This is a genomic window from Ruegeria sp. I1 (assembly GCF_056532675.1).
The window spans coordinates 233,986-257,039 of sequence record NZ_JBQFNM010000005.1 but is presented as its reverse complement, the minus strand read 5'-3'; the positions used below and the strand labels follow the sequence as shown (position 1 = coordinate 257,039).

The following is a 23,054-nucleotide window of genomic DNA, read 5'->3' as shown; positions in this document are numbered from 1 at the left end:
GGGACGGGACGCACACCAACTGATTGTGCAACCGCTGATGCGGTTTTGCGCTGCGCGCGGCAGCGTCCGGACCTTTGCGTCTGTCGAGTTCGGCAAGGTGGGGGGCTTGGCATTTCTCAGGCCCGAAGCTGGGTAGACGGTCATTAATTCGAAGGCAGCGGAAATGAAAATTGAAAGAAAGTTCACCAAACCGGGGCAGGATGCATACGCAGACTTGGATTTCATTTCGGCCACGTCCGAGATTCGAAATCCCGACGGCACTATTGTCTTTCGGCTTGATGATATCGAAGTTCCGTCGAGCTGGAGCCAGGTGGCCAGCGACGTCATCGCGCAGAAATATTTCCGCAAGGCCGGTGTTCCCAGCAAGCTGAAAAAGGTCAAAGAGAAAGACGTTCCCGAATTCCTGTGGCGTTCGGTTCCGGCCGATGGCGCTGAATTCGATGGCGAGACATCCTCCAAGCAAGTGTTCGATCGTCTGGCCGGCGCGTGGGCGTACTGGGGCTGGAAGGGCGGCTATTTCTCAACCGAGGAAGACGCGCGCGCCTACTTTGACGAGATGCGCTATATGCTGGCGACCCAACGCGCCGCTCCGAACAGCCCGCAATGGTTTAACACCGGTTTGCACTGGGCCTACGGGATCGACGGCCCTGCGCAGGGTCACCACTATGTCGACTACAAAACCGGCAAGCTGACCAAATCGAAATCCGCTTACGAACATCCGCAGCCGCATGCATGCTTCATCCAGTCCGTCGATGATGATCTGGTGAACGAGGGCGGCATCATGGATCTGTGGGTGCGCGAGGCGCGCTTGTTCAAATACGGTTCAGGCACCGGGACCAACTTCAGCCATCTGCGGGCTGAGGGCGAAGCGCTGTCAGGTGGCGGCAAGTCTTCGGGCCTGATGGGCTTCCTCAAGATCGGCGACCGCGCCGCAGGTGCGATCAAATCAGGCGGAACAACCCGTCGGGCCGCAAAGATGGTAATCGTCGATGCAGATCATCCTGACATCGAGAAATTCATCGAATGGAAGGTGATCGAAGAGCAGAAAGTGGCCTCTATCGTTGCCGGATCGAAGATGCACGAGAAGATGCTGAACGGCATTTTCGAGGCCATCCGCAGCTGGGACGGTGCGCAGGATGATGCGTATGACCCCAACAAGAATGACAGCCTGAAGAAAGCGGTTCGTGAAGCGAAAAAGGTCGCGATCCCTGAGACTTATATCAAGCGCGTGCTGGATTATGCCAAGCAGGGACACGACAGCATCGAATTCCCGACCTATGACACGGACTGGGATTCGGAAGCCTATAGCTCGGTTTCGGGCCAGAATTCGAACAACTCCATCCGCGTGACCAATGCGTTCCTGACCGCTGTTGAGAAAGACGCCGATTGGGAATTGATCAACCGCACCGACGGCAAGGTCGCCAAGACCGTCAAGGCGCGCGATTTGTGGGAGAAGGTCGGCCACGCCGCTTGGGCCTGCGCCGATCCGGGCATCCAGTTCCATGACACGGTCAACGAATGGCACACATGCCCCGAAGATGGCGCGATCCGTGGGTCGAACCCGTGCTCGGAATATATGTTCCTGGACGATACGGCCTGTAACCTTGCGTCGATGAACCTGTTGACCTTCCTCAAGGATGGTGAGTTCCAGGCGGCGGATTACATGCACGCCTCGCGTCTGTGGACCCTGACACTGGAAATCTCGGTGACCATGGCGCAGTTCCCGTCGAAGGAAATCGCGCAGCTGTCGTATGACTTCCGCACGCTGGGTCTGGGTTACGCCAATATCGGCGGCCTGCTGATGAACATGGGCTACAGCTATGACTCGGACGAGGGTCGGGCGATCTGTGGCGCGCTGACTGCAATCATGACCGGTGTGGCCTATGCGACCTCGGCCGAGATTGCTGGCGAACTGGGCGCCTTCAAAGGCTATGAGCGCAACGCCGACCACATGCTGCGCGTCATCCGCAACCACCGCCGCGCATCGCAGGGGGTTACCGAGGGCTATGAGAAGCTGGCCGTGAAGCCGGTGCCGCTGGACCACGGAAACTGCCCTGATAAGCGTCTGGTCGATCTGGCGATGTCGGCTTGGGATGAGGCGTTGAGCCTTGGCGAGAAAAACGGCTACCGCAATGCGCAGGCCACTGTAATCGCACCAACCGGCACCATCGGTCTGGTGATGGACTGTGATACCACGGGGATCGAGCCGGACTTTGCGCTGGTCAAATTCAAGAAGCTGGCCGGTGGCGGGTACTTCAAGATCATCAACCGCTCGGTGCCGTCGGCGCTGGAAAAGCTGGGCTATTCCTCGTCTCAGATCGAAGAGATCGTGGGCTACGCCGTCGGTCACGGAACCATCGGTAACGCGCCGGGGATCAACCACACCTCGCTGACCGGTCATGGCTTTGGACCGAATGAGTTGGCCAAAGTGGACGCTGCGCTGGAAAGCGCCTTCGACATCCGGTTCGTCTTCAACCAGTGGACACTGGGCGAGGATTTCTGCACCGGCGTTTTGGGCATCCCGGCGACCAAGCTGAACGATCCTACTTTCGACCTGCTGCGCCATCTTGGCTTTACCAAAGCGGATATCGACGCAGCGAACGATCACGTCTGCGGAACCATGACGCTGGAAGGCGCACCCCATCTGAAGGAAGAGCACTATTCGATCTTCGACTGCGCCAACCCGTGCGGCAAGAAAGGTAAGCGTTTCCTAGGGGTTGATAGCCACATCACCATGATGGCGGCAGCGCAAAGCTTTATCTCGGGCGCGATCAGCAAGACGATCAACATGCCCAATGACGCGACCATCGAGGATTGCCAGAAGGCCTATGAACTCAGCTGGTCGCTGGGTGTGAAGGCTAACGCGCTTTATCGTGACGGCTCGAAACTGTCGCAGCCTCTGGCGGCGGCGCTGGTCGAGGACGACGACGAAGCGGCAGAAGTTTTGGAAAGCGGTTCGACGCAGGAAAAAGCTGTCGTTCTGGCCGAGAAGGTGATTGAGAAGGTTGTGGTCAAGGAAATGATCCGCAGTCATCGCGAGAAACTGCCCCATCGCCGCAAGGGCTATACCCAGAAGGCGATCGTGGGCGGCCACAAGGTTTACCTGCGCACCGGTGAGTTCGAAGACGGCAAGCTGGGTGAGATCTTCATCGACATGCACAAGGAAGGCGCTGGCTTCCGGGCAATGATGAACAACTTCGCCATCGCGGTCTCGGTCGGCCTGCAGTATGGCGTGCCGCTGGAAGAGTTTGTCGATGCCTTCACCTTCACCAAATTCGAACCGGCGGGGATGGTGCAGGGCAACGACTCGATCAAGAACGCGACGTCGATTCTGGACTACATTTTCCGCGAATTGGCCGTGTCTTATTTGGACCGCACCGATCTGGCCCATGTGAAACCTGAAGGCGCAACCTTCGATGATCTGGGTCGTGGCGAGGACGAAAACGTCTCGAACGTTTCAGAAATCAGCGACAGTGCGGCGTCCAAGTCTTTGGAAGTGTTGAAGCAAATCAGCTCGACCGGCTATCTGCGCAAGCGCCTGCCGCAAGATCTGGCGGTGTTCAACGCGGGTCAGGCTGATTTGAACGGCATGGCAGAAACAGCCGCTGCATTTGAAGCTCCGGCCGCAGAAACTGCCGTCGCAACCACCATGGACGCTCGTACCAAAGCCAAGATGCAGGGCTACGAGGGCGACCCGTGCGGCGAATGCGGAAACTACACGCTGGTGCGCAACGGTACCTGCATGAAATGCAACACCTGCGGCGCGACAAGCGGGTGTAGCTGAGTTCAGCGCCCCGGCACCCCGGGGCGCAGGGGTCGGATAGCTGCCACAGGTACCGACCCCGACGAATACGGATCAAGGCGCTGAGACTTACCTTCGATGCCTTGGTCCACTCGGCCGACATGCCCGTGTTGGCCGGGAACAGGGTGGGGCGGAATATTTGCTCCCTCCCACTCTCTCACGGGGCGGGTGCGCTCGCCCCATGCGCAGTCCAGGCCGCAGGCAAAAAAATACCGGGCGGTCAACGAAATGAGCCTGGAAGGCGAAACTGACAGGGGGCTTCGGCCCCCTTTCTTTTTTCAACCCCATACGCCTGTCGTCAGCAGAGCCTTGCCGGATTGCCTCTCCGCTATCGGGTCAGAACCGCCGAAAGCACATCGGCGGATTTCGCCCGGCGGGAGATCGCAGGGCCGACTCGGGGAAATCCGCAAAGAATGGCGCGAAATGCGGGGATGCCAGGGAGGCGGGTGACGGCGACGGGCAAGATGGTGTCTGTGGTGCGTGTCCGGACGTAACAACGCAAAACTCACTCAGGAGGCACTATCATGAAACCGCAACATCTGGCCGTTATTTCGGCATTCGCACTTGGCTTGCCTGCATTGGCTCTGGCGCAATCGAGCGCTGATGCCAATGGTGATGGCGTTCTGACCATCGAAGAAGTGCAGGCTGTGGTACCAGAAGTGGATACCGATACGTTCTCGGCCATGGATGCAAATGGTGACGGCGCGCTGGATCAGGATGAGATCGCAGTTGCGCAAGAAGCCGGTTTGCTGCCCCCCAGCAACGGCTGATTTGCATTGAATAAGGGCGGCCCGAGGGTTTCGGGCCGCCTTTACAAATGGTTACGCGGGTAAGTGAATGTTGAATTTGGCGCGAATTTCGGCATCAAGCAACGGATCAAACTGGGCGGATGACGGTGCGCTCAGAATTTCTTCCTTGCGGGCAGTGGCCTTCTCCAGCAAATCTGGTTTACCCATCTCGGCCCATTCTTTTGGTGACGTTCGGTCACCAAACATCGGATAGACATAGTCGGCCTGCATCCGGCTGAGTGTTGCGTCAGTTCCCAAGTAGTGGCCCGGCCCGCCCATGCAAACCTCGGCAATCTGATCCAGCGCCAGTGTTTCATCATTGACTTCGATGCCGCGCACGCAGCGCTGTGCTTGACCGATCAGATCATCGCTGAGGATGAGGCTTTCGAAGCAAAAGCCCAGAAGCGAAGCATGCATGCCCGCCGCTTCATAGACCATGTTCAGCCCGGACAACCCGGCCATGACGTTCGAACACATCTGCTCCCACCCGGCTTGCATATCGGGCAGTTTCGAATCTGACGCGCCCGCGGCGGCGCCGCCCGGCAGGTCGTAGAACTGGTGCATCTGCGCACAGCCCGCACTCAGCAGGGCTTGTTCGCCAGACCCGATAGACATGGCCCCAGTGCGCAGGTCCAGACCAAAGGGCCATGTGCCAAAAATCGCGGGTGCGCCTGGCTTTACGGCGTTTACATAAACCAAACCGGCCAGGCATTCGGCAGTGGCCTGCGTGATCGCCCCGGCGATGGTTGATGGGGCGGTTGCGCCGGCCATGCCAGCAGACAGCAACAGAACAGGCATACCGGCCTTGATGCATTCCTCCATCACTTCGCAGCTTTCGGTGGCGAATTTCATCGGCGGAACGACAAAGCAGTTCGAGTTGGACACAAAAGGCCGCTCGCGCCATTTGCCCTCACCACCGGCAATCATATGCAGCATCTCGATGGCAGGTGCTACATGCGACGGCTCGGTAAAGGATGTTCCGATGTGTTTGTAAGTCCCTGAACATGCAGCGTAAACTGTGTTGTAGTCCATCTCGAGATTGTCGAGGATGTCGCGGCAGACCATAGGGCGCTGGACGAAGTGGATATTGTCCAGCTGCTGGCAAATTCGCGCGGCGTCGTGCAGATCCTGTACGGTTGAATCGCGGTATTGGCGGCCATGGACATCAACCATACTTACAGCGGCCCCGGCTGTACCATAGTGAACCTTGGTGCCGGTTAGGTCGAGGTCGGTCTGGCCGTCGCGGCTACAGAGAGTGATGGACCGGTTGGCCTTGGCAATCGTATCTTCAACCAATGCGCGCGGGAACCGAATGCGCCCGTCGTCGCCCAGTGTACAGCCTGCACCGACCAGATAGTCGATACCGCTTTGGGGGGCGTCTGCAAGACCAATGGTTTCAAGGGCTTGTAGGGCGGCATTGTGGATTTGTTCCACCTGAGCTGGGGTCAGAGGTTTGTATGTGCCGCCTTCCATGCCGGGGCGGATCGGGCGCAGATGTTCTGGAAGGGCGGATGCACGGGCTGCGCGACGTGCAGAACGTCCACCGCTACGAGAGGCACTACGGGATTGCGTGTTCATTGAGTAAGTCCGGTCGTTAAAGAGGTATCTTGAGCGTGAGCGATCAAGACAAGCCAGGCCGACCCCTTGCCGCGCGCCCACGATCCGCACCAATGGTACGACTGATCAGACGAATTTTCCAAATCTCGTTTGCCATGAGACCTCTCAGTTGCCCGATAGGCTGTCAGACGGCCACACCCTGTTCTGTTCCGTTTGCGACTTTGGTGTCAAAAACCGACAGATTGTATCGCTGGTCTTGTTGAACGCGTGTTCTGGGCACATTTTCTCCCGCTTTGGGTGAAATCTGTTATACTTTATTAACTTACTGCTGAATATCCTGTGATCAGAATTGAAATCTGGCAACTGCATGCCAGTTTAAATGTGTGACTGTCGTTGCTCCAGACACGGATGAACACTGTTGATGATGGATTGGAAACCACGTTGGGCCCTGATCGCCGCGATGTCGATCACATGCGCCACCCCTGCCTTGGCAGAGGATTGGTCAGGTGCCTATGCGGGTTTCAGTTTCGGCTATGCCGAGGCAAGCGGCCCTGAGAGCTCCAGCGGGGACACAGGCTCATTTGGCGCCCATATTGGGTTTGATCAGGATTTTGGCAATTTCGTTTTGGGGGGTGAGTTGGAATACAACCGCCTGTCCCTGAACCTCAGTGAGAATCAGGGAAGCCTGGACAGTATGTCGCTTGTGAAACTGCGTGGCGGCTACGATTTTGGCAACGCGCTCGGATACGTGGTCGTCGGTGCGGCCCGCGCGGAAACCTCGACCGACAGCGATACAGCGGCGGTTTACGGCATCGGTGTCGCTTATCCGATTGGGGAAAACCTTGTGATTAGTGGTGAGGCGTTGCGCCAGAACTTCGACAATGCCACCCGATCTGAAGGTGGTTTGGGCACGAATGTTTTCAACCTGAGGACAACATTTCGGTTCTGAGCTCGTCACTCAGCCGCGCGATGTTTTGCCTTACTTGCCGCAAAATTGCATAAGGTCTGCAGGGCCTGCGAAAAACGCGCGTCCTGTACCGTCATTGCCACGCGAATATGGCCCGCTGCGGCCCGGCCAAAGCTTTCACCAGGCATGACGGCGATGGCGTGATTGTCCAGTAAGGCGTTTGCAAAACCTTCACCGGATAGGCCGGTCGCGCGGATATCCAGCATCAGATACATCGCGCCTTGTGATGGAACGAGGCTGATGACGTTCTGCTTGCTCAGAATCTCTATGGCAAGCGCGCGACGGCGACGGAAAGGGGCGGCGATACCAGCCTCAAACTCCGGGCCGGCCTTCAGTGCAAAACAGGCGGCATCCTGAATGAAACCTGGCACGCCGTAGGTCGTGTGCGTGGCCAAATTGATCAGATGCGCGATCACTTCTTCTGGACCAATAACCCATCCGCAGCGAGAGCCTGTCATGGCATGGGATTTGGACATGGACCCAACAACAAGTGTGCGCTCGGCCATATCCGACAAGGCACGGGGAGAGATATGCTCAGCTTCCCAGACCTGCGTGTCATAGACCTCGTCCGAGATGAGCCAAAGATCGTGCCGTTTACAGGCCCCCGCGATGCCTTCAAGCGTTTCGTGGGAATAGACCACGCCGGTTGGATTGTTGGGTGAGTTGATCAGCAGTGACACAGCTCCGTCCGCCGCAGCTTCGATATCTTCGGCGCGCGGTTGAAATGACTCCTTGGCCTGAGCCTGGACGGGGCGGGCGTGTGCGCCCACCCCGCGGATCGTTCCGGGATAAGTGGCGTAATATGGATCAATATACAGCCCCACATCCCCGGGATCACACAGGGCCGTATGTGCTGCGAACAGGGCGGATTGCCCGCCGGGCGTGATCAGAACATTGTCGCGCGTGGTGGGAACACCGCTTCGTGTCTGAGTTCTTGCGGCGACCATGTCGCGTAGTTGATCGGTTCCCGGGACCATTGCGTAACCGGTGTGTCCGTTTCGCGCCGAGTGGTCCATGGCGCGCAAAATCGATACATCGGTTCGGGTGTCGTGTTCGCCAATTGTCAGCTCGGTCACGGCGTGTCCGGCGCTGACCATCCGGCGCGCCCGGTAGAACACATCCCAGCCATCATTGCCGCCCGCTGTGATCTGAGAGATGCGATTTGACACTTTCATCTGAACACCTGCTTGCGAAGTTTCGAACAGCTCGTGATGGTCGATCAGCTGCGCGCGGGAAGGGTCGCCTGAACCTTTTTCGTCAATGAGGCACGGACCAGATCATAAGACGCTGTCAGGCGGTGCCTCAGTTCTTCCTCGTCCGCGTCAAAAGGCAGGCGGATCCAACTGCGGTGAAAATACGGGGCTTTGACGCCGACACCTGCATCGATCAGCATTTGTGCGGTTTCGATATCGGCGGTTTTGACCGAGACACCATCATTGGCAACCCCGATACAGGCGAACATCTTGGCGCCCACTTTCCACGCATCATGGCCGCCGCCCCAAGGATCGGACCATTCAGCACCCGGTAGGGCGCGGCACACAGAGTTGACGAAATCCCGGCTCATGTGCGGCACCATGCAGGGGAGGTGAGGCAAACTCAAGCCTTGGCTTGGCGTGTTGCGCGTGGTATGTCGACGCCATGAACCGGATGACCTGCATCATTATCTGCTGCATTTCCTGCTGATTTATCAAGCGGGCCGGTATCTTTCGTTTTCATCCCTGAGACAAGTTGCTAAGCCCGCGCCAACGCGCATGCTTTAGGAGCCTAAGTGATGACGACACTCAAACTGCACAACACACGGACACGGACGAAGGAAGACTTCGTTCCGATCGATCCTGACAACGTGCGGATGTATGTCTGTGGGCCGACGGTCTATGACCGGGCGCATCTGGGCAATGCGCGACCTGTGGTCGTGTTCGACATGCTGTATCGGTTGCTGCGCCATGTCTATGGTGCGGATCACGTCACCTATGTGCGCAATTTCACCGACGTAGACGACAAGATCAACGTGACCGCGCTGAAGCGCAAACAAGCCGGGGCCGAAGGGTCTTTGGAGCAGTTGGTCCACGAACGCTCGGATGAGACCATCGGGTGGTATCTGCATGATATGGGTGCGCTTGGGACGCTGGAACCGAACCAGATGCCACGAGCGACTGAGTTTATCCCTCAGATGATCGAGATGATCGAAGACCTGATCTCGAAGGGCCATGCCTATGAGGCCGAAGGTCATGTGCTGTTCGCGGTGGACTCGTGGAAGGACGAATACGGCAAGCTCTCGGGCCGGTCGGTCGATGACATGATCGCGGGGGCGCGGGTTGAGGTTGCACCTTACAAGAAGAACCCGATGGATTTCGTGCTGTGGAAGCCTTCGACCGATGAGCTGCCAGGGTGGCAGTCGCCCTGGGGCCGGGGGCGTCCGGGCTGGCACATCGAATGCTCGGCCATGTCCTATGAACTGCTGGGCGACAGTTTCGACATTCATGGTGGCGGCAACGATCTGATGTTCCCGCACCATGAGAACGAGATCGCCCAAAGCTGCTGCGCGCATCCCGAGGGTGAGTTCGCTCGGGTCTGGATGCATAATGAAATGCTGCAAGTCGAGGGCAAGAAAATGTCCAAATCGCTGGGCAATTTCTTCACCGTGCATGACCTGTTGGAACAGGGCGTGCCGGGTGAGGTGATCCGGTTTGTGTTCTTGCAGACCCATTATCGCAAGCCGATGGATTGGACCGAGAAGAAGGCGCGCGAAGCCAAAGCAACGCTGCGCAAGTGGCGGGCGCTGACAGCGGGCATCGAGCCCGCCGCCAGCGCGGCACCCTCGGTGATCGCAGCACTTGCGGATGATCTGAACACAGCGGGTGCCATCGCCGAGCTTCACCGTCTCGCTTCGGGCGGGGACGCTGCGGCGTTGCTGGCAAGTGCGCAAGTGCTGGGCCTGCTGACGGATGAGATGGGCGGCTGGGCTGCCATTCCGGCGGCGGATTTCTCTGAATACGAAGAAAGGCTGGCAGCCGCGCGTGTAGAAGCCATGGTGAGCAAGGATTTCTCGGAAGTGGATCGATTGAAATCCGCCTATCTTGCCGCAGGTCTGGAAGTGCGCATGAGCAAGGACGCTGTTGAGATCATCGCCGGATCGGGTTTCGACGCGTCGAAGCTGGAAAGCGTATAATCAGATGCTTCGCCCGGAACTGTCCGGGCGGGGCGATGCCCGAACAAGCCAAAGAGCCAGACCAATGACCAAAACCCGCCTCTATCTGTATGACACAACCCTACGCGACGGGCAGCAAACGCAAGGGGTGCAATTCTCGACTGCTGAGAAGGTGCAGATCGCGCAGGCGTTGGACGAGTTGGGTGTCGACTACATCGAGGGCGGCTGGCCCGGGGCGAATCCGACCGACAGCGCGTTTTTTGACGTCGCACCGAAGACCTCGGCCCGGTTGACGGCGTTTGGGATGACTAAGCGCTCGGGTCGGTCGGCAGAAAATGACGACGTGCTGGCGGCGGTGATGAATGCGAGCACGCAGGCGGTCTGTCTGGTCGGCAAGTCGCATGATTATCACGTGACCCACGCGCTTGGCATCTCGCTGGAGGAGAATGTCGAGAACGTCCGCGCCTCGGTTGCACATCTGGTGGCGCAGGGGCGTGAAGCTCTGTTCGATGCCGAGCATTTCTTTGACGGTTACAAAGACAATCCGGCCTATGCGACTGAGGTCTGTCGGGCCGCACTGGATGCGGGCGCGCGTTGGGTTGTGTTGTGTGACACCAATGGCGGCGCTTTGCCCGCCGAGGTCGGACGCATTGTATCAGAGCTGATCGCAGCGGGCCTGCCGGGGGATCGTTTGGGTATACACACCCACAACGATACCGAGAATGCGGTGGCCTGTTCTTTGGCCGCTGTCGATGCGGGGGCGCGACAAATTCAAGGGACCTTGAATGGGCTAGGAGAGCGGTGTGGCAATGCGAACCTGACGGCTCTGATCCCGACCTTGTTGCTGAAGGAACCCTATGCCTCGCAGTTCGAGATCGGTGTCAGCCCTGCGGCGCTGGCCGGTCTGACACGGATCAGCCGGATGCTGGACGATATCCTGAACCGGGTGCCCAGTAAGCAGTCGGCCTATGTGGGAGCCTCGGCCTTTGCGCATAAGGCGGGGCTGCATGCCAGCGCGATCCTCAAGGATCCATCGACCTACGAACATGTCGATCCGGCAACGGTGGGCAATGCACGGATCATTCCGATGTCAAACCAGGCTGGGCAGTCGAATCTGCGCAAACGCTTGACCGAGGCCGGGCTGTCCGTGGAAAACGGAGACCCGGCTTTGGGGCGCATTCTTGAGCGGATCAAACAGCGCGAGGCCGAGGGCTATTCCTATGACACCGCGCAGGCCAGTTTCGAACTGCTGGCGCGGGATGAACTAGGGCAGTTGCGCGAGTTCTTCGAGGTCAAGCGCTACAAGGTCACCGTCGAGCGGCGCAAGAACAAGTACAACAACATGGTCAGCCTGTCCGAGGCCGTGGTTGTGGTGAAGGTCGATGGTGAAAAGAAACTGTCGGTCAGCGAGTCTCTGGACGAGCAAGGCAGTGATCGGGGGCCGGTGAACGCGCTGGCCAAGGCGCTGGCCAAGGATCTGGGGCAATATTCGCAGGTATTGGCGGATATGCGGCTGGTCGACTTCAAAGTGCGGATCACCCAGGGCGGGACCGAGGCCGTCACGCGTGTCATCATCGACAGCGAAGACGGGCAGGGGCGGCGGTGGTCCACCGTTGGGGTCAGCGCGAACATAGTCGACGCGTCCTTCGAGGCGCTGCTGGAGGCGATTCAATGGAAACTGGTGCGCGATTGTGACCCTCAGCAGGCAGCGGCAGAGTGACGGCTGCATTTGACGAGGATGTCAAAGCCTGTGCCGCTTTGGTGCACAAGGCCGATCCCGATCGGTTTCTGGCGGCAATGGCTGCTCCGGTTGCGGCGCGGGCGGTTTTGTTTCCGATCTATGCACTGAATGTCGAGGTCGCGCGCGCCCCTTGGGTGACGCAAGAGCCGATGATTGCCGAAATGCGCCTGCAATGGTGGCGCGATGCCCTGCAGGAGATCTCGCAAGGGCCCACCGTGCGGCGGCACGAGGTTGTAACGCCTCTGTCGCAGGTTCTGTCGCCTCATTTGGCCAGGATGCTTGATGAATATGTGGCGGTGCGACGGTGGGACATCTATCGCGATCCTTTTGAGGATCAGGAACATTTTGACGCCTATATCAATCACAGTTCCGGCTCGCTGCTGGTGGCCGCAGCTCAGTCCCTTGGGGCGGCAGATGAGGATGTGTTGCGCGATTTCGGCTATGGCGTGGGCGTGGCGAATTGGTTTCGCGCGATCCCAGAGCTTGAGGCGCGTGGGCGTATACCATTGCTGGATGGCAGACCCGAAGGCGTGAAGGTACTGGCAGAAGCGGCGTTGGCGCGACTGGCTCGGGCACGATCAAACCGGTCTGGAGTGTCAGATGCGGCGCGTCCGGCGCTTTATCTCGGATGGCAGGCAGAATGGATTTTGAAACGGGTGAGCGCACAGCCCGACCGGGTTGCGGTAGGTGACTTGGCGCAGAGCGAGGTGCGGCGGCGGTTGTCATTGATGTGGACTGCTGCGACTGGTCGCTGGTGATTAGGCCGGTTTCGCATCGGCAGGTCTGAGGACAAGCCACAGCAATGCGCCACCAGCCAGGGTCAACAGCGGGATCATGGCGAGATTGACGGCTGTCCAGCCTTCAACCGGTGACCCTCCGGAACAGTTCATCAATCCGCCCGATGCCAGCGAAGCAACGGTCACACCGCCGAATACCAACAGGTCGTTCAGGCCCTGCATCCGGCCACGCTCATGCACTTCGTGCGACGCGGCCAGCATGCTGGTCGCACCGATAAAGCCAAAGTTCCAGCCGATCCCCAGCAGGATCAGAGCGATGAAGAAGTTCTCCAACTCGACACCCTGCAAGGCGACAACTCCGGCACCGGCCAGGATCGCAAGGCCAAGAGCCACGATCTTTTCCACCCCAAAGCGCGCGATCAGGTGACCCGTGAAAAAGCTGGGAACATACATGGCCAGCACGTGATAGGTGACCACATCCGCCGCGTCATTGGCCGAGAAGCCGCAGCCCACAACCGCCAGTGGGGTCGAGGTCATCACAAGGTTCATCAACGCGTAGGACACCATCGCACAGATGATCGCAACAGCAATGCGCGGGGTTTTCAGCAGCTCTAGCCGCGAGCGGCCCTTGGGCGCATCTTCGGTCGGTTTCGGCGGGGTGGGGATGTCGAGAAAGAAGAACAGCGCCGATCCAATCACGTTCAGCGCGATCACTGCCACGTATGTGCCGAGGAACGGGATCACATATGACTCTGACGTCAGTTTGACGATTTGTGGTCCGATGATCGCAGCGGCCAAACCGCCTGCCATCACATAGGAAATCGCCTTGGGGCGGAACTCATCTGATGCGGTATCCGCTGCGGCAAAACGGTAAAACCCATGCGCGCTCATGTAGATACCGGTCAGCAGGCTGCCGAGCAGGAAGATCGGGAAGGACCCCAGATAAAGGCCATAGGCTCCGATAAGGCCGCCCAAGGCCCCGGCTGTTGCCCCGACAAGGAAGCCGGTCCGGCGCCCCCAACGTTGCATGATGGCCGAGACAGGCGTGGCGGCCAGCATCGATCCCAGAACGATCAGCGAGATTGGCAGGGTCGCTAGGCAGGGGTTGCTGGCCAGGGACTGGCCGGCCAATCCACCGACGATAAAGATCATCGGCATTTGCGCGCCCAAGATCGATTGCGCAGCGACCAAAACCGCTACGTTGCGTTTGGCTTGCGAGTCGTCCGGGGTGGCTGTCGTCAGTGTCATGGGCCAATGCGTATCGGTGAACGCGCCGGGGCACAAGCGGCTTGCATCTGAGGCTGATCTCCCTAACGTGCAACCCGTATCACAAGGCAGAGAGCGCATGTCCGTAGGTCGCATCATTGAAACGCCCGATTGCGTGACGGAAGGGGCCGAGTGGCTGGCCAACACCTGCCCGCGCATGGCCCATGCGATGGAGCAGACCGGCCCTTTGCCCCTGCGGCGCAAGCCCGATGGATTCGCCCAACTGCTCAGCGCGATTGTCAGCCAGCAAGTCAGCGTGGCCTCGGCCAATGCGATCTGGAAGCGCATGCAGGATGCAAAGCTGACCGGGCCGCGCAAGATCATGTGGGCCACCGATGACGATCTGCGGGCTGTAGGTCTGAGCCGTCAGAAGGTTCGATATGCGCGGGCGTTGGCTGAGGCGCGTATTGATTACAAAGCGTTACGCGACGCTCCTGATGCGGATGTTATCACGACATTGATCCAAGTTCCGGGCATCGGTGTCTGGACCGCTGAGATTTACGCGATGTTCTCGCTTGGTCGCGCGGACGTCATCGCTCCGGGTGATCTGGCCCTGCAGGAGGCCGCACGGGTGCTTTACGATCTACCCCAACGTCCAACCGACAAGGAACTGCGCCAGATGGCCGAGGCATGGTCGCCTTGGCGGTCGGTTGCGGCACGCGTTTTGTGGGCCTATTACCGGGTGGCCAAGAAAAGAGAAGGGATCAGATGACACGGGTTTTGAACGCGCTCCGGAAAGAGCCGGTTTCAGGCGACACACGCTCGGTCGTGGTGTTCGTACACGGCTATGGCGCCAACGGGGCCGATCTGCTGGGTCTTGCTGATCCGCTGGGTGAACATCTGCCCGATACGCTGTTCGTCGCGCCCGATGCACCCGAACAGATTCCCGGAATGCCAAATGGCTTTCAATGGTTTCCGATCCCTTGGATTGACGGCTCGTCCGAGGAAGAAGCGCGCCGCGGCATGGAGATGGCGAGCGACGACTTCAACGCCTTCCTCGACGCACTGATGGTGGATGAAGATGTCCTGCCCGAGCAGGTCGTTCTGTTCGGTTTCTCTCAGGGCACGATGATGAGCCTGCATGTTGCCCCGCGGCGTGAAGACCCGGTAGCCGGGATCGTTGCGTTCTCGGGCCGCTTGCTGGAACCCGATCTACTGCCCGATGAAACCGTCAGCCGGATGCCGATCTTGCTGGTTCATGGCGACGCCGATGATGTGGTTCCGCCGCAATCGCTGCCCGAGGCGGCCGAAGCCCTTCAAGCTGCTGATTTCAAAGAGGTCTATGCGCATGTGATGAAGGGAACCGGCCACGGTATCGCACCGGACGGGCTAAGTGTGGCACTGGCTTTCATGCGTGACAAGCTGAGCTTTTAGCGATGATTGCCGTCCGCCCGATTATGCCAGAGGATGTGGCCGAGGCTCGGCTTATTCTTAACGATATCATCGCGGCGGGTGGTACGACTGCATTCGAAATCCCGTTCTCGGACGCGCTGTTTGCGCAGAGCTATCTGAACGGGGCCGACAAGGTCTGTTGCCATGTCGCACTGGATCATCAAGGCGAGGTCGCGGGGTTTCAATGGCTTGGCACGCATCAGGCCTTGCCCGAGGATTGCGCCGATGTCGCCACGTTCACCCGCCGAAACCCGGTGCTGCGGGGCGCAGGCCGGGCCCTGTTTGCCGAGACTGTCAAAACGGCAGGTGCATTGGGATTTGCCGCGATCAATGCCACGATCCGAGCGGACAACCTTCTTGGCTTAAGCTATTATGAAAAAATGGGTTTCCGCGACTACTCGGTTGAATACGGCGTTCCGCTGCGGGACGGCACTCCGGTCAATCGCATATCGAAACGCTATGATCTGACGGAGGATAGATGATGCTGGTTGTCACGGGCGTTGTGGAAGTGAACGAGGCCGGGGTTGAACGGGCCCGCGAGGCTGCCCAGCAGATGGTTGCGGAAACCGTGAAAGAGACCGGCTGTCTGGTCTATGAATTCAGTCAGGTGCTGGGCCACAAAACCCGGTTTCGCGTTTACGAGGAATGGCAGGATCAAGCCGCGCTTGAGGCGCATTTTGCAACGCCTCATATGGCCGTTTTTCGCGCAACTTTGGCCGAGGTTGGTCTGATTTCCAGCGAGATTTACAAAGTTGTCGGCGGTGAGAAGCAGCCGCTCGGCTGATCTGGATCAGCCCCACAAATGGCCCTCGGCAAACTCGACCGAATTGCCTGCGGGGTCGCGGATGTAGAGTGACCGTGCGCCGCTGGGCCAGTCGAACTCGGCATCGATCGGGACATTCCAATCCAATAGGTGTTTGCGCATGGCGGCGATCTCGTCACGGGCCAGCACAAGGCAGACATGCCCCCGACCCCGCGCGCCATGAGGCGGCACGGGCAGGTCCGGGTTCAGGGGCGGTTGTTCAGTTTGATCCGGATTGAACAGCAATAGAACGGACCCGCCAACACGATAAAACACGTGCCGGTCCTTGATCCGCTGAATGCGCTCCAGCCCCAGTATTTCACCATAAAACTGTTCTGCCGCGCCCAGATCATCGACATATAGCGCAGCCTCCAGAATGCCTGACGGGGCAGGGATGTCTGGCGTAAGTTTCATGGCCGTATTCTAGCAGAAAGAAGCGGGCTGTGTCACCGCCGTGCGCGTCTGTCTCGTTTACGTTGCGGGGCCGCATTCAGGGTGGGCAGGGGTAGGCTGTTCCATTGGCCGGGCTCAAGATCGTCCAAAGTCCAGTCGCCGACGCGATAGCGGATCAGGCGTAAGGTCGGCAGGCCGACAGCGGCCGTCATCCGGCGCACCTGCCGGTTCTTGCCTTCGCGGATCGTCAGTTCAATCCAGCTGTCGGGCACGGTCTTGCGCTCTCGGATTGGCGGGGTGCGGGGCCAGAGGTCCGCTGGTTCATCCATCTGACGTACTTTGGCGGGGCGGGTCAGGCCATCCTTCAGCTCAACACCGTCCCTCAGCGCGTTCATTGCGCCCGCGTCAGGTTCACCCTCAACCTGAACCCAATAGGTTTTGGCCATCTTGTGCTTGGGATCCGATATCTGTGCCTGCAATCTCCCATGATCGGTTAACAACATTAGCCCTTCGCTGTCCCGATCCAGCCGTCCTGCAGGGTAGACGCCGGGCAGGTCGATAAAGTCCGACAGGGTGCTGCGCGGCGAGTCTGCATTCGCGCGGTCGGTGAACTGCGGCAGAACATCAAAGGGTTTATTGAATCGAATGAACCAGGACATGCCCCGCCATAGCCTGCAAAACACGCTGTGCGCAACCTGTGGATAACTGTCATGCGCCTGTTACGGATTCGGCTTACCCAATCAGCGACATATTGTGGAAACTCAGGGCTTGTCAGAGATTTACCACGATATATAGTTATCTTAAGACCGGGGCGGGTGCTCTCCGCTCTGGTGTCACAAACGGGCAGCTGAGAGCGAGGAGCGATTCTGTGATGGACGGAGACTTCAGGACCGAATTTGTAAGAGAGCCGGGGACGCTCAAGCATCACCCGGCCTTGGTTTTGAATGCCGATTACCGCCCCTTGTCTTACTACCCGCTGTCGCTGTGGCCCTGGCAAGAGGCGATCAAAGCCGCCTGGCTGGACAGGGTGGACATCGTGGCCGAATATGACGAAGTCGTCCGAAGCCCGAGTACCGAGATCCGAATACCTTCGGTCGTTGTTTTGAAGGACTATGTAAAACCCAGAAAGCGCGTGGCCTTCACGCGCTTTAATTTGTTTCTGAGGGATGAATTTCGCTGTCAGTACTGCGGCAGCCGGGACAATCTGACCTTTGACCATGTGGTTCCGCGCGCAGCAGGCGGGGTGACAAGCTGGCAGAACGTGGTGGCGGCGTGCAGCCCTTGCAACTTGAGGAAAGGGTCCAAATCCCTGCGTCAGGCGGGGATGTCCCTGCGCAAGCCCCCGCGCCAGCCCGATGCGGAGGCTTTGCGCAACATTGGCCGCAAATTCCCGCCAAACCACCTGCACGACAGCTGGATCGACTTCCTTTACTGGGATGCAGAACTGGATGAGTTCTAGGTCTTGGACCGCCAGGCCGCGATCCAGATCAACGCTAAACCCAAAGACATAACGGCATTCCAGCCAGCCAGAGACAAGCCCAGCATTTGCCACGGGATATCGTCACATCGCACCAGCGGTGCGGACATGATTTGGTTCATTAATTCTTCCGCCGACAAGCCGCCAATGCTGCCGGACGTACAACTGGTTGGGCCTTCCCACCAGCCTTGTTCGACACCCGCGTGAAACAGGCCAATGCCTGCGCTCGTCAGCGCTGCAAGTGCGCCCGCCAATGGCAGCAGGCGGACAAAGGGCAGCATCAGTGCGATCAGCCCGATGACAAATGCGGCCCCATGTGGAAAGCGTTGCCAAACACACATTTGGCAGGGTGCGAGCCCGCCGAGATATTGGAAACCCCAGGCCCCTAACAGCAATGCTGCCGAACCGCCGGCGGCGAGACCAATCAGAATACTGCGCTGTGTCATAGGTATCGCACCGCTAGAAAGCCGCCGAACAGTAGAATGATGAACAATGTGAACATCAGGCCCAGGCGCTTTTCAATGAAATCGCGGATTGGTTCGCCAAATTTCCAAAGAAGGCCTGCCACAAGAAAGAACCTAAGCGCACGCGCCAGAATCGACGTCGCTATGAAGGTGCCAAGCGGCATGCCCGTCCAGCCCGACATAATGGTGATGACCTTGTAAGGGAAGGGCGTCACCCCCGCCGCCAGCACAGCCCAGAAGCCGAAATCGTTGAAGCGGGTGTTGAACTCTTCCATCGCGTGGGCCTTGCCCATCGATTCCAGAATGGGTTGGCCAATGCTTTCATAGGCGAATGCTCCGATCGCATAACCCAACAAACCGCCCAGCACCGACGCAACCAGCGCAACACCCGCGATAAGCCAAGCGCGCGAAGGGCGTGCCAGAATCATCGGGATCATCAGCACATCCGGCGGGATCGGGAAAAATGAGCTTTCGATGAACGCTACAATCGCCAGCGCCCAAAGGGCATGGGGGTGCTCGGCCAGTCGAATGGTCCAGTCGTAAAGCGATCGCAACATAGTCTACTCAAATCCCGGTCTTTGCCCATGCAAGCCAAATCATGCACCCACGGACCCGTCAACTGCTGGCGGTCAAACAAACCGAAAGCTGGTTGATTTTTGCCTCTGGACCTTCCCGCACGAGGGCGCTAATCCAGTGTCCGTGGCCCAAGTGGCGGAATGGTAGACGCAGGGGATTCAAAATCCCCCGCCTTCACGGGCGTGAGAGTTCGAGTCTCTCCTTGGGCACCACAATCTCAAGTCCTTGAAGAGTTTCTTATCTCTCTTGGTTTTATTGCGGCAGCTTTCTGGAGCCAACGTTCAAACTTCCTCAGCTCCATTCTTGGGTCTTGCCTTTTATGACGGTTCTTGCAGAGTCCATGCGGGGTCGTTTCGCGCGTCTAGGAGGTATGATGCAGAGCAAGTTTTTGATTGATGGCGTTCCTGACGGCTGTATTTGGGAGTATCCAGATCCGTCAACCTTCAAACCAAAATGGACCGAGAACATCGTTTCTGTACATGTATCTGAAAGGATACCGATTTGGTTGAAGATTTTTGAAAAGAAGTTTTCTAACAATCCCATAAACATGCTCGAGATCGGGGTTTTTAAGGGGGGCTGGGCGTCACATATTTCGACAAGCAAAACAAATGTTGCGTCATTCACGGGTGTTGACCCGTATCTGGGTGACGATTCCGATCCGTATACTGGCGCATATTGGAGCAACAAACAGGGCGCTCAATCCATCTATGAAAACACATCTCAACTTTTTGGAAAGCTCGGCTATACTCTAGACCGTTCGACGTCTCTTGATTTTGTAAAACGTCACGAACATAAACCAACCTATGACGCGATTTTCATCGATGGAGATCACAGGTTTGAAGCTTGTTTGACAGATGCGCGCATTTGCTGGCCTTTGCTGAAACCAGATGGGCTTATGATGTTTGATGACTATGCAAACTCAGATCACCCTGGTGTTACCAAAGCTGTGACACAGTTTATTTCAGAGAAGGAAGAAGAAATCGAAAGCCTGCTGTATTTTGGGTGCTTTTTCACAAACCTAAACAAGGCGATTCCGGTTCTGAATGGTCAGGTAGCGATAACCAAGAAAGCAAACTAGGTTCCGTCGTTCCAATGGTACAGTGACAGCGGACGAAAACTGTGTAGGCATCACATGTGATCGCTGATAACCCTTGCCACAGATTTGTTATCTGTTGGGTATTAGTCTGGACAGGTTTCGACTTCACAAAGCTGTACCTGAATCTAAAAACCACCTAAGTTCGCTGCGCGGATTGAATTGTGCGTTTTTATGATTCTGGGAACTAATGCCGGTTTTGTGGTGGCTTTGTTGCCAACAATCACTCAAACAGCGGCAGATGTCGCATATCGTTCACTTACAAATCTGATCCGTGCGTGGAATATTGGTTAGTGTATTGATTTGAAAGGTACGTTCCATTGGTGGGAAACTCGGAAACCGCCAAGCCCGTCGGCCAGACTGACGCGCTTGAACTTACGATTTTGATGCCTTGTCTGAACGAGGCGGAAACAATCGAGATTTGTATTAAGAAAGCGCAGGATTTTATTGAACGTGCGCAGATTAAAGGCGAGGTGCTGATTGCCGACAATGGCAGCACCGATGGTTCGATTGAAATGGCTCAGGCTCTGGATGCGCGTGTTGTGAATGTCCCGCAAAAGGGATACGGCGCGGCGCTGTCGGGCGGGATCGATGCAGCCTTGGGCACCTATGTGATCATGGGCGATGCAGATGACAGCTATGATTTCTCTAGCCTGGATCCCTTTGTCGAAGCGCTGCGGGCCGGAAACGATCTGGTCATGGGCAACCGGTTCAAAGGTGGTATCTCGGATGGTGCGATGCCATTTCTGCACAGATATCTGGGTAACCCGGTGCTCAGCTTCATTGGCCGGCTTTTGTTCAACATCAATATTGGTGATTTCCACTGCGGCTTGCGCGGATTTCGGCGTGACTCGATCCGGGATCTTCAACTGCACACTTCCGGTATGGAATTTGCCTCCGAAATGGTGACGCGATCCGCGATGTCGCGTCTGAAAATTGCTGAGGTGCCGACCACCCTGCGGCCCGATGGTCGAAGCCGCCCGCCGCATCTGCGTACTTGGCGGGATGGGTGGCGCCACCTCAAGTTTTTGCTTATGCACAATCCGCGCTGGCTGTTTGTCTATCCGGGGTTGTTTTTCAGCGTTTTGGGCGGGCTGGCCGCCCTGATCCTGATGTTCGGTCCTGTTCAGGTTGCAGGCTCGGTTGAGTTGGGCACAAACACCTTTATCGCCGCCTGTGTGATCACCATCCTTGGAACCCAGTTGCTTACCTTTGGCGCCTTGGCACGGATGATAGCGACCCGGAGCGGATTGCTGCCAGTGGGAGAGCCCAGCCGGATTCTTCGAACTTGGGCCACTACCGACAATATCGCCCTATTTGCGTTTTGGTTGTTCCTGTTCGGTGTCATCTTGTTCGGCGTGGCGTTCGGCCAATGGGCGCGCCTGGGGTTTGGGAACATCGAAAACCCGCTGCCAACACGCCTGACCGTGGCCGGGTTCAGCCTGATGGCCGTTTCGGTACAAACCGCCTTTGCCGCATTCTTGTTCGGGATTATTGAGATTCCAACTCGGGAACAGAACACCGATTCCGACTGACTTTTCCGATCTTAGGAGAATGCTGACCAACAGTTTCACAGGGCTGTCCGTGTAAGCGGGCAGCCCGCTTCGTCTTTGATGGCTTAACGGGGAAAGTTCAAAAAACAGCCTCAGATATGCTGCTTTGGCGCGATCTACGCGGGGCTGGTCTTGACATTCATTGTATCTGAATGAAACCTCGAAGATGTTGGGAGACATTGGAAAAATTCAAAAGTAGCAGCAATTGCAGGGCAGCCGGTTCTAAGATACCAGCGCGCTCCGTCGCTATTGCAGGGTTTTTGGCTTTTACCGCCCACACTAAAAAAATGGGAGTTTTTTACATGAAAAACAGCAGCAAGCTTAGCCTCGGCGCGTTTGTGACCGCTGCGATGATGGCACCTGCGGCTTATGCCGAAGAGTTCATCACAATCGGCACCGGCGGCGTGACTGGCGTTTACTATCCAACCGGTGGCGCGATTTGCCGTTTGGTGAACAAAGGTCGCAAGGAACATGGCGTGCGCTGCTCGGTCGAATCGACCGGCGGTTCCGTTTACAACATCAACACCATCCGCGAAGGCGAGTTGGAGTTTGGTGTGGCGCAGTCTGACTGGCAGTACCACGCCTATAATGGCAGCTCGAAGTTCGAAGAAGCTGGTCCTTTCGAGAACCTGCGCGCCGTCTTCTCGGTTCATCCCGAGCCGTTCACCGTTGTGGCGCGTGCCGATTCCGGCATCACCAACTTCGAAGACCTGAAGGGCAAGCGCGTTAACATCGGCAACCCCGGTTCCGGTCAGCGCGGTACTATGGAAGTGCTGCTGGGCGAAATGGGCTGGACCACCGACGATTTCGAACTGGCGACCGAGCTGAAGGCGGCCGAACAGTCGGCGGCTCTGTGCGACAACCAGATCGACGCGATGGTTTACACCGTGGGTCACCCCTCGGGCTCGATCCAGGAAGCGACCACAGCTTGCGACTCGGTTCTGGTGAACGTCAGCGGTGACGCGGTAAGCAAGCTGGTCGACGACAACTCGTTCTACCGGACTGCGACCATTCCTGGTGGCATGTACCGTGGTTCGGACGGCGACACAGCAACCTTCGGTGTGGGCGCGACTTTCGTGACCTCGGCGGATGTGTCGGATGACGCGGTTTATGCGGTTGTCAGCTCGGTCTTCGAAAACTTCGATGACTTCAAAAAGCTTCACCCGGCATTTGCGAACCTCAAGCCCGAAGAGATGATCGCGGACGGCCTGTCGGCTCCGCTGCATCCGGGCGCCGAGAAGTACTACAAAGAAAAAGGCTGGATTCAGTAAGCCAGACCTAAAGCAGGGCGCCTACGG

22 protein-coding genes and 1 tRNA gene are annotated in these 23,054 nt (G+C 57.8%); 15 read left to right on the top strand and 8 right to left on the bottom strand.

Annotation, left to right across the window (positions count from 1 at the left end):
• Nucleotides 1–163 precede the first annotated feature (163 nt).
• Both ACR0DH_RS11855 and ACR0DH_RS11850 read left to right on the top strand, forming a co-directional pair.
• On the top strand, nucleotides 164–3,784 hold the full coding sequence (locus ACR0DH_RS11855) for a vitamin B12-dependent ribonucleotide reductase (RefSeq protein ID WP_480549087.1): 3,621 nt from the start codon (nucleotides 164–166) through the stop codon (nucleotides 3,782–3,784).
• Nucleotides 3,785–4,326: 542 nt separating this feature from the next.
• On the top strand, nucleotides 4,327–4,572 hold the full coding sequence (locus ACR0DH_RS11850; RefSeq protein ID WP_480541288.1) for an EF-hand domain-containing protein: 246 nt from the start codon (nucleotides 4,327–4,329) through the stop codon (nucleotides 4,570–4,572).
• A 51-nt stretch (nucleotides 4,573–4,623) separates the two neighbouring features.
• On the opposite strand, the gene ACR0DH_RS11845 is transcribed toward ACR0DH_RS11850, so the two are convergent.
• A complete protein-coding gene (locus ACR0DH_RS11845) occupies nucleotides 4,624–6,168 on the bottom strand; it encodes a trimethylamine methyltransferase family protein (RefSeq protein ID WP_480549089.1) in 1,545 nt (514 codons plus the stop codon).
• Nucleotides 6,169–6,568: 400 nt separating this feature from the next.
• Here ACR0DH_RS11845 and ACR0DH_RS11840 point away from each other — a divergent pair, with 400 nt between their 5' ends.
• Nucleotides 6,569–7,096: an outer membrane protein gene (locus ACR0DH_RS11840; RefSeq protein WP_480549091.1), complete on the top strand. Its 528-nt coding sequence runs from the start codon at nucleotides 6,569–6,571 to the stop codon at nucleotides 7,094–7,096.
• Between the two features lie 5 nt (nucleotides 7,097–7,101).
• Here the strand turns inward: ACR0DH_RS11840 and ACR0DH_RS11835 are convergent, their stop codons facing one another.
• Both ACR0DH_RS11835 and ACR0DH_RS11830 read right to left on the bottom strand, forming a co-directional pair.
• A complete protein-coding gene (locus ACR0DH_RS11835; protein WP_480549093.1) occupies nucleotides 7,102–8,289 on the bottom strand; it encodes a pyridoxal phosphate-dependent aminotransferase in 1,188 nt (395 codons plus the stop codon).
• 44 nt (nucleotides 8,290–8,333) lie between these two features.
• On the bottom strand, nucleotides 8,334–8,678 hold the full coding sequence (locus ACR0DH_RS11830) for an MmcQ/YjbR family DNA-binding protein (RefSeq protein WP_480549095.1): 345 nt from the start codon (nucleotides 8,676–8,678) through the stop codon (nucleotides 8,334–8,336).
• Between the two features lie 207 nt (nucleotides 8,679–8,885).
• On the opposite strand from ACR0DH_RS11830, the gene cysS reads away from it, so the two are divergent.
• The 3 genes from cysS to ACR0DH_RS11815 all read left to right on the top strand — a co-directional run bounded on the left by cysS (nucleotide 8,886) and on the right by ACR0DH_RS11815 (nucleotide 12,761).
• The gene (gene cysS, locus ACR0DH_RS11825) at nucleotides 8,886–10,283 is read left to right on the top strand and encodes a cysteine--tRNA ligase (protein ID WP_480549096.1); all 1,398 of its coding nucleotides are present in this window, start codon (nucleotides 8,886–8,888) and stop codon (nucleotides 10,281–10,283) included.
• A gap of 64 nt (nucleotides 10,284–10,347) precedes the next feature.
• The gene (gene cimA / locus ACR0DH_RS11820) at nucleotides 10,348–11,982 is read left to right on the top strand and encodes a citramalate synthase (protein ID WP_480549098.1); all 1,635 of its coding nucleotides are present in this window, start codon (nucleotides 10,348–10,350) and stop codon (nucleotides 11,980–11,982) included.
• Nucleotides 11,979–12,761: a squalene/phytoene synthase family protein gene (locus ACR0DH_RS11815; RefSeq protein WP_480549100.1), complete on the top strand. Its 783-nt coding sequence runs from the start codon at nucleotides 11,979–11,981 to the stop codon at nucleotides 12,759–12,761. The genes cimA and ACR0DH_RS11815 overlap by 4 nt, the downstream gene beginning before the upstream one ends.
• Here ACR0DH_RS11815 and ACR0DH_RS11810 read toward each other — a convergent pair whose 3' ends face one another.
• A complete protein-coding gene (locus tag ACR0DH_RS11810) occupies nucleotides 12,762–13,988 on the bottom strand; it encodes an MFS transporter (protein ID WP_480541304.1) in 1,227 nt (408 codons plus the stop codon).
• A gap of 97 nt (nucleotides 13,989–14,085) precedes the next feature.
• Here ACR0DH_RS11810 and ACR0DH_RS11805 point away from each other — a divergent pair, with 97 nt between their 5' ends.
• The 4 genes from ACR0DH_RS11805 to ACR0DH_RS11790 are packed head-to-tail and all read left to right on the top strand — an operon-like array spanning nucleotide 14,086 to nucleotide 16,182.
• The gene (locus tag ACR0DH_RS11805; RefSeq protein ID WP_480549102.1) at nucleotides 14,086–14,718 is read left to right on the top strand and encodes a DNA-3-methyladenine glycosylase family protein; all 633 of its coding nucleotides are present in this window, start codon (nucleotides 14,086–14,088) and stop codon (nucleotides 14,716–14,718) included.
• Nucleotides 14,715–15,380, top strand: coding sequence for an alpha/beta hydrolase (locus tag ACR0DH_RS11800; protein ID WP_480541308.1), 666 nt, complete (start codon nucleotides 14,715–14,717; stop codon nucleotides 15,378–15,380). Before ACR0DH_RS11805 ends, ACR0DH_RS11800 begins: the two co-directional genes overlap by 4 nt.
• A gap of 2 nt (nucleotides 15,381–15,382) precedes the next feature.
• Nucleotides 15,383–15,880, top strand: a complete 498-nt coding sequence (locus tag ACR0DH_RS11795; RefSeq protein ID WP_480549104.1) for an N-acetyltransferase family protein — start codon at nucleotides 15,383–15,385, stop codon at nucleotides 15,878–15,880.
• A complete protein-coding gene (locus tag ACR0DH_RS11790) occupies nucleotides 15,877–16,182 on the top strand; it encodes a putative quinol monooxygenase (protein WP_480549105.1) in 306 nt (101 codons plus the stop codon). The genes ACR0DH_RS11795 and ACR0DH_RS11790 overlap by 4 nt, the downstream gene beginning before the upstream one ends.
• Nucleotides 16,183–16,188: 6 nt before the next feature.
• Here the strand turns inward: ACR0DH_RS11790 and ACR0DH_RS11785 are convergent, their stop codons facing one another.
• Both ACR0DH_RS11785 and ACR0DH_RS11780 read right to left on the bottom strand, forming a co-directional pair.
• Nucleotides 16,189–16,614: a VOC family protein gene (locus ACR0DH_RS11785; protein WP_480549106.1), complete on the bottom strand. Its 426-nt coding sequence runs from the start codon at nucleotides 16,612–16,614 to the stop codon at nucleotides 16,189–16,191.
• Between the two features lie 32 nt (nucleotides 16,615–16,646).
• Entirely contained in the window at nucleotides 16,647–17,252 is a 606-nt protein-coding gene (locus tag ACR0DH_RS11780) for an rRNA large subunit pseudouridine synthase E (protein WP_480549107.1), read from the bottom strand.
• Nucleotides 17,253–17,464: 212 nt separating this feature from the next.
• On the opposite strand from ACR0DH_RS11780, the gene ACR0DH_RS11775 reads away from it, so the two are divergent.
• On the top strand, nucleotides 17,465–18,052 hold the full coding sequence (locus ACR0DH_RS11775; protein ID WP_353007716.1) for an HNH endonuclease: 588 nt from the start codon (nucleotides 17,465–17,467) through the stop codon (nucleotides 18,050–18,052).
• Here ACR0DH_RS11775 and ACR0DH_RS11770 read toward each other — a convergent pair.
• Complete coding sequence (locus ACR0DH_RS11770; protein ID WP_480549108.1) at nucleotides 18,049–18,516, bottom strand: disulfide bond formation protein B; 468 nt, start codon at nucleotides 18,514–18,516, stop codon at nucleotides 18,049–18,051. The two genes, ACR0DH_RS11775 and ACR0DH_RS11770, sit on opposite strands and share 4 nt — an antisense overlap.
• A complete protein-coding gene (locus ACR0DH_RS11765) occupies nucleotides 18,513–19,091 on the bottom strand; it encodes a YqaA family protein (RefSeq protein WP_170532969.1) in 579 nt (192 codons plus the stop codon). The genes ACR0DH_RS11770 and ACR0DH_RS11765 overlap by 4 nt, the downstream gene beginning before the upstream one ends.
• A gap of 145 nt (nucleotides 19,092–19,236) precedes the next feature.
• On the opposite strand from ACR0DH_RS11765, the gene ACR0DH_RS11760 reads away from it, so the two are divergent.
• The 4 genes from ACR0DH_RS11760 (at nucleotide 19,237) to ACR0DH_RS11745 (ending at nucleotide 23,027) form a co-directional block, all read left to right on the top strand.
• Nucleotides 19,237–19,322 (top strand) — tRNA-Leu (locus ACR0DH_RS11760).
• Between the two features lie 158 nt (nucleotides 19,323–19,480).
• Nucleotides 19,481–20,188, top strand: a complete 708-nt coding sequence (locus tag ACR0DH_RS11755) for a class I SAM-dependent methyltransferase (protein ID WP_480541318.1) — start codon at nucleotides 19,481–19,483, stop codon at nucleotides 20,186–20,188.
• A 338-nt stretch (nucleotides 20,189–20,526) separates the two neighbouring features.
• Nucleotides 20,527–21,738, top strand: coding sequence for a glycosyltransferase family 2 protein (locus ACR0DH_RS11750; protein ID WP_480549110.1), 1,212 nt, complete (start codon nucleotides 20,527–20,529; stop codon nucleotides 21,736–21,738).
• A 320-nt stretch (nucleotides 21,739–22,058) separates the two neighbouring features.
• A complete protein-coding gene (locus ACR0DH_RS11745; protein ID WP_480541320.1) occupies nucleotides 22,059–23,027 on the top strand; it encodes a TAXI family TRAP transporter solute-binding subunit in 969 nt (322 codons plus the stop codon).
• Nucleotides 23,028–23,054: the final 27 nt, after the last annotated feature.

Coding starts and splice junctions, on each gene's coding strand:
- ACR0DH_RS11850 (WP_480541288.1), top strand. CDS start 4,327: ATGAAACCGCAACATCTGGCCGTTATTTCGGCATTCGCACTTGGCTTG.
- ACR0DH_RS11755 (WP_480541318.1), top strand. CDS start 19,481: ATGATGCAGAGCAAGTTTTTGATTGATGGCGTTCCTGACGGCTGTATT.
- ACR0DH_RS11840 (WP_480549091.1), top strand. CDS start 6,569: ATGATGGATTGGAAACCACGTTGGGCCCTGATCGCCGCGATGTCGATC.
- ACR0DH_RS11790 (WP_480549105.1), top strand. CDS start 15,877: ATGATGCTGGTTGTCACGGGCGTTGTGGAAGTGAACGAGGCCGGGGTT.
- ACR0DH_RS11805 (WP_480549102.1), top strand. CDS start 14,086: ATGTCCGTAGGTCGCATCATTGAAACGCCCGATTGCGTGACGGAAGGG.
- ACR0DH_RS11795 (WP_480549104.1), top strand. CDS start 15,383: ATGATTGCCGTCCGCCCGATTATGCCAGAGGATGTGGCCGAGGCTCGG.
- ACR0DH_RS11765 (WP_170532969.1), bottom strand. CDS start 19,091: ATGTTGCGATCGCTTTACGACTGGACCATTCGACTGGCCGAGCACCCC.
- ACR0DH_RS11800 (WP_480541308.1), top strand. CDS start 14,715: ATGACACGGGTTTTGAACGCGCTCCGGAAAGAGCCGGTTTCAGGCGAC.
- ACR0DH_RS11855 (WP_480549087.1), top strand. CDS start 164: ATGAAAATTGAAAGAAAGTTCACCAAACCGGGGCAGGATGCATACGCA.
- ACR0DH_RS11780 (WP_480549107.1), bottom strand. CDS start 17,252: ATGTCCTGGTTCATTCGATTCAATAAACCCTTTGATGTTCTGCCGCAG.
- ACR0DH_RS11810 (WP_480541304.1), bottom strand. CDS start 13,988: ATGACACTGACGACAGCCACCCCGGACGACTCGCAAGCCAAACGCAAC.
- cysS (WP_480549096.1), top strand. CDS start 8,886: ATGACGACACTCAAACTGCACAACACACGGACACGGACGAAGGAAGAC.
- ACR0DH_RS11775 (WP_353007716.1), top strand. CDS start 17,465: ATGGACGGAGACTTCAGGACCGAATTTGTAAGAGAGCCGGGGACGCTC.
- ACR0DH_RS11745 (WP_480541320.1), top strand. CDS start 22,059: ATGAAAAACAGCAGCAAGCTTAGCCTCGGCGCGTTTGTGACCGCTGCG.
- ACR0DH_RS11785 (WP_480549106.1), bottom strand. CDS start 16,614: ATGAAACTTACGCCAGACATCCCTGCCCCGTCAGGCATTCTGGAGGCT.
- ACR0DH_RS11770 (WP_480549108.1), bottom strand. CDS start 18,516: ATGACACAGCGCAGTATTCTGATTGGTCTCGCCGCCGGCGGTTCGGCA.
- ACR0DH_RS11845 (WP_480549089.1), bottom strand. CDS start 6,168: ATGAACACGCAATCCCGTAGTGCCTCTCGTAGCGGTGGACGTTCTGCA.
- ACR0DH_RS11835 (WP_480549093.1), bottom strand. CDS start 8,289: ATGAAAGTGTCAAATCGCATCTCTCAGATCACAGCGGGCGGCAATGAT.
- ACR0DH_RS11830 (WP_480549095.1), bottom strand. CDS start 8,678: ATGAGCCGGGATTTCGTCAACTCTGTGTGCCGCGCCCTACCGGGTGCT.
- cimA (WP_480549098.1), top strand. CDS start 10,348: ATGACCAAAACCCGCCTCTATCTGTATGACACAACCCTACGCGACGGG.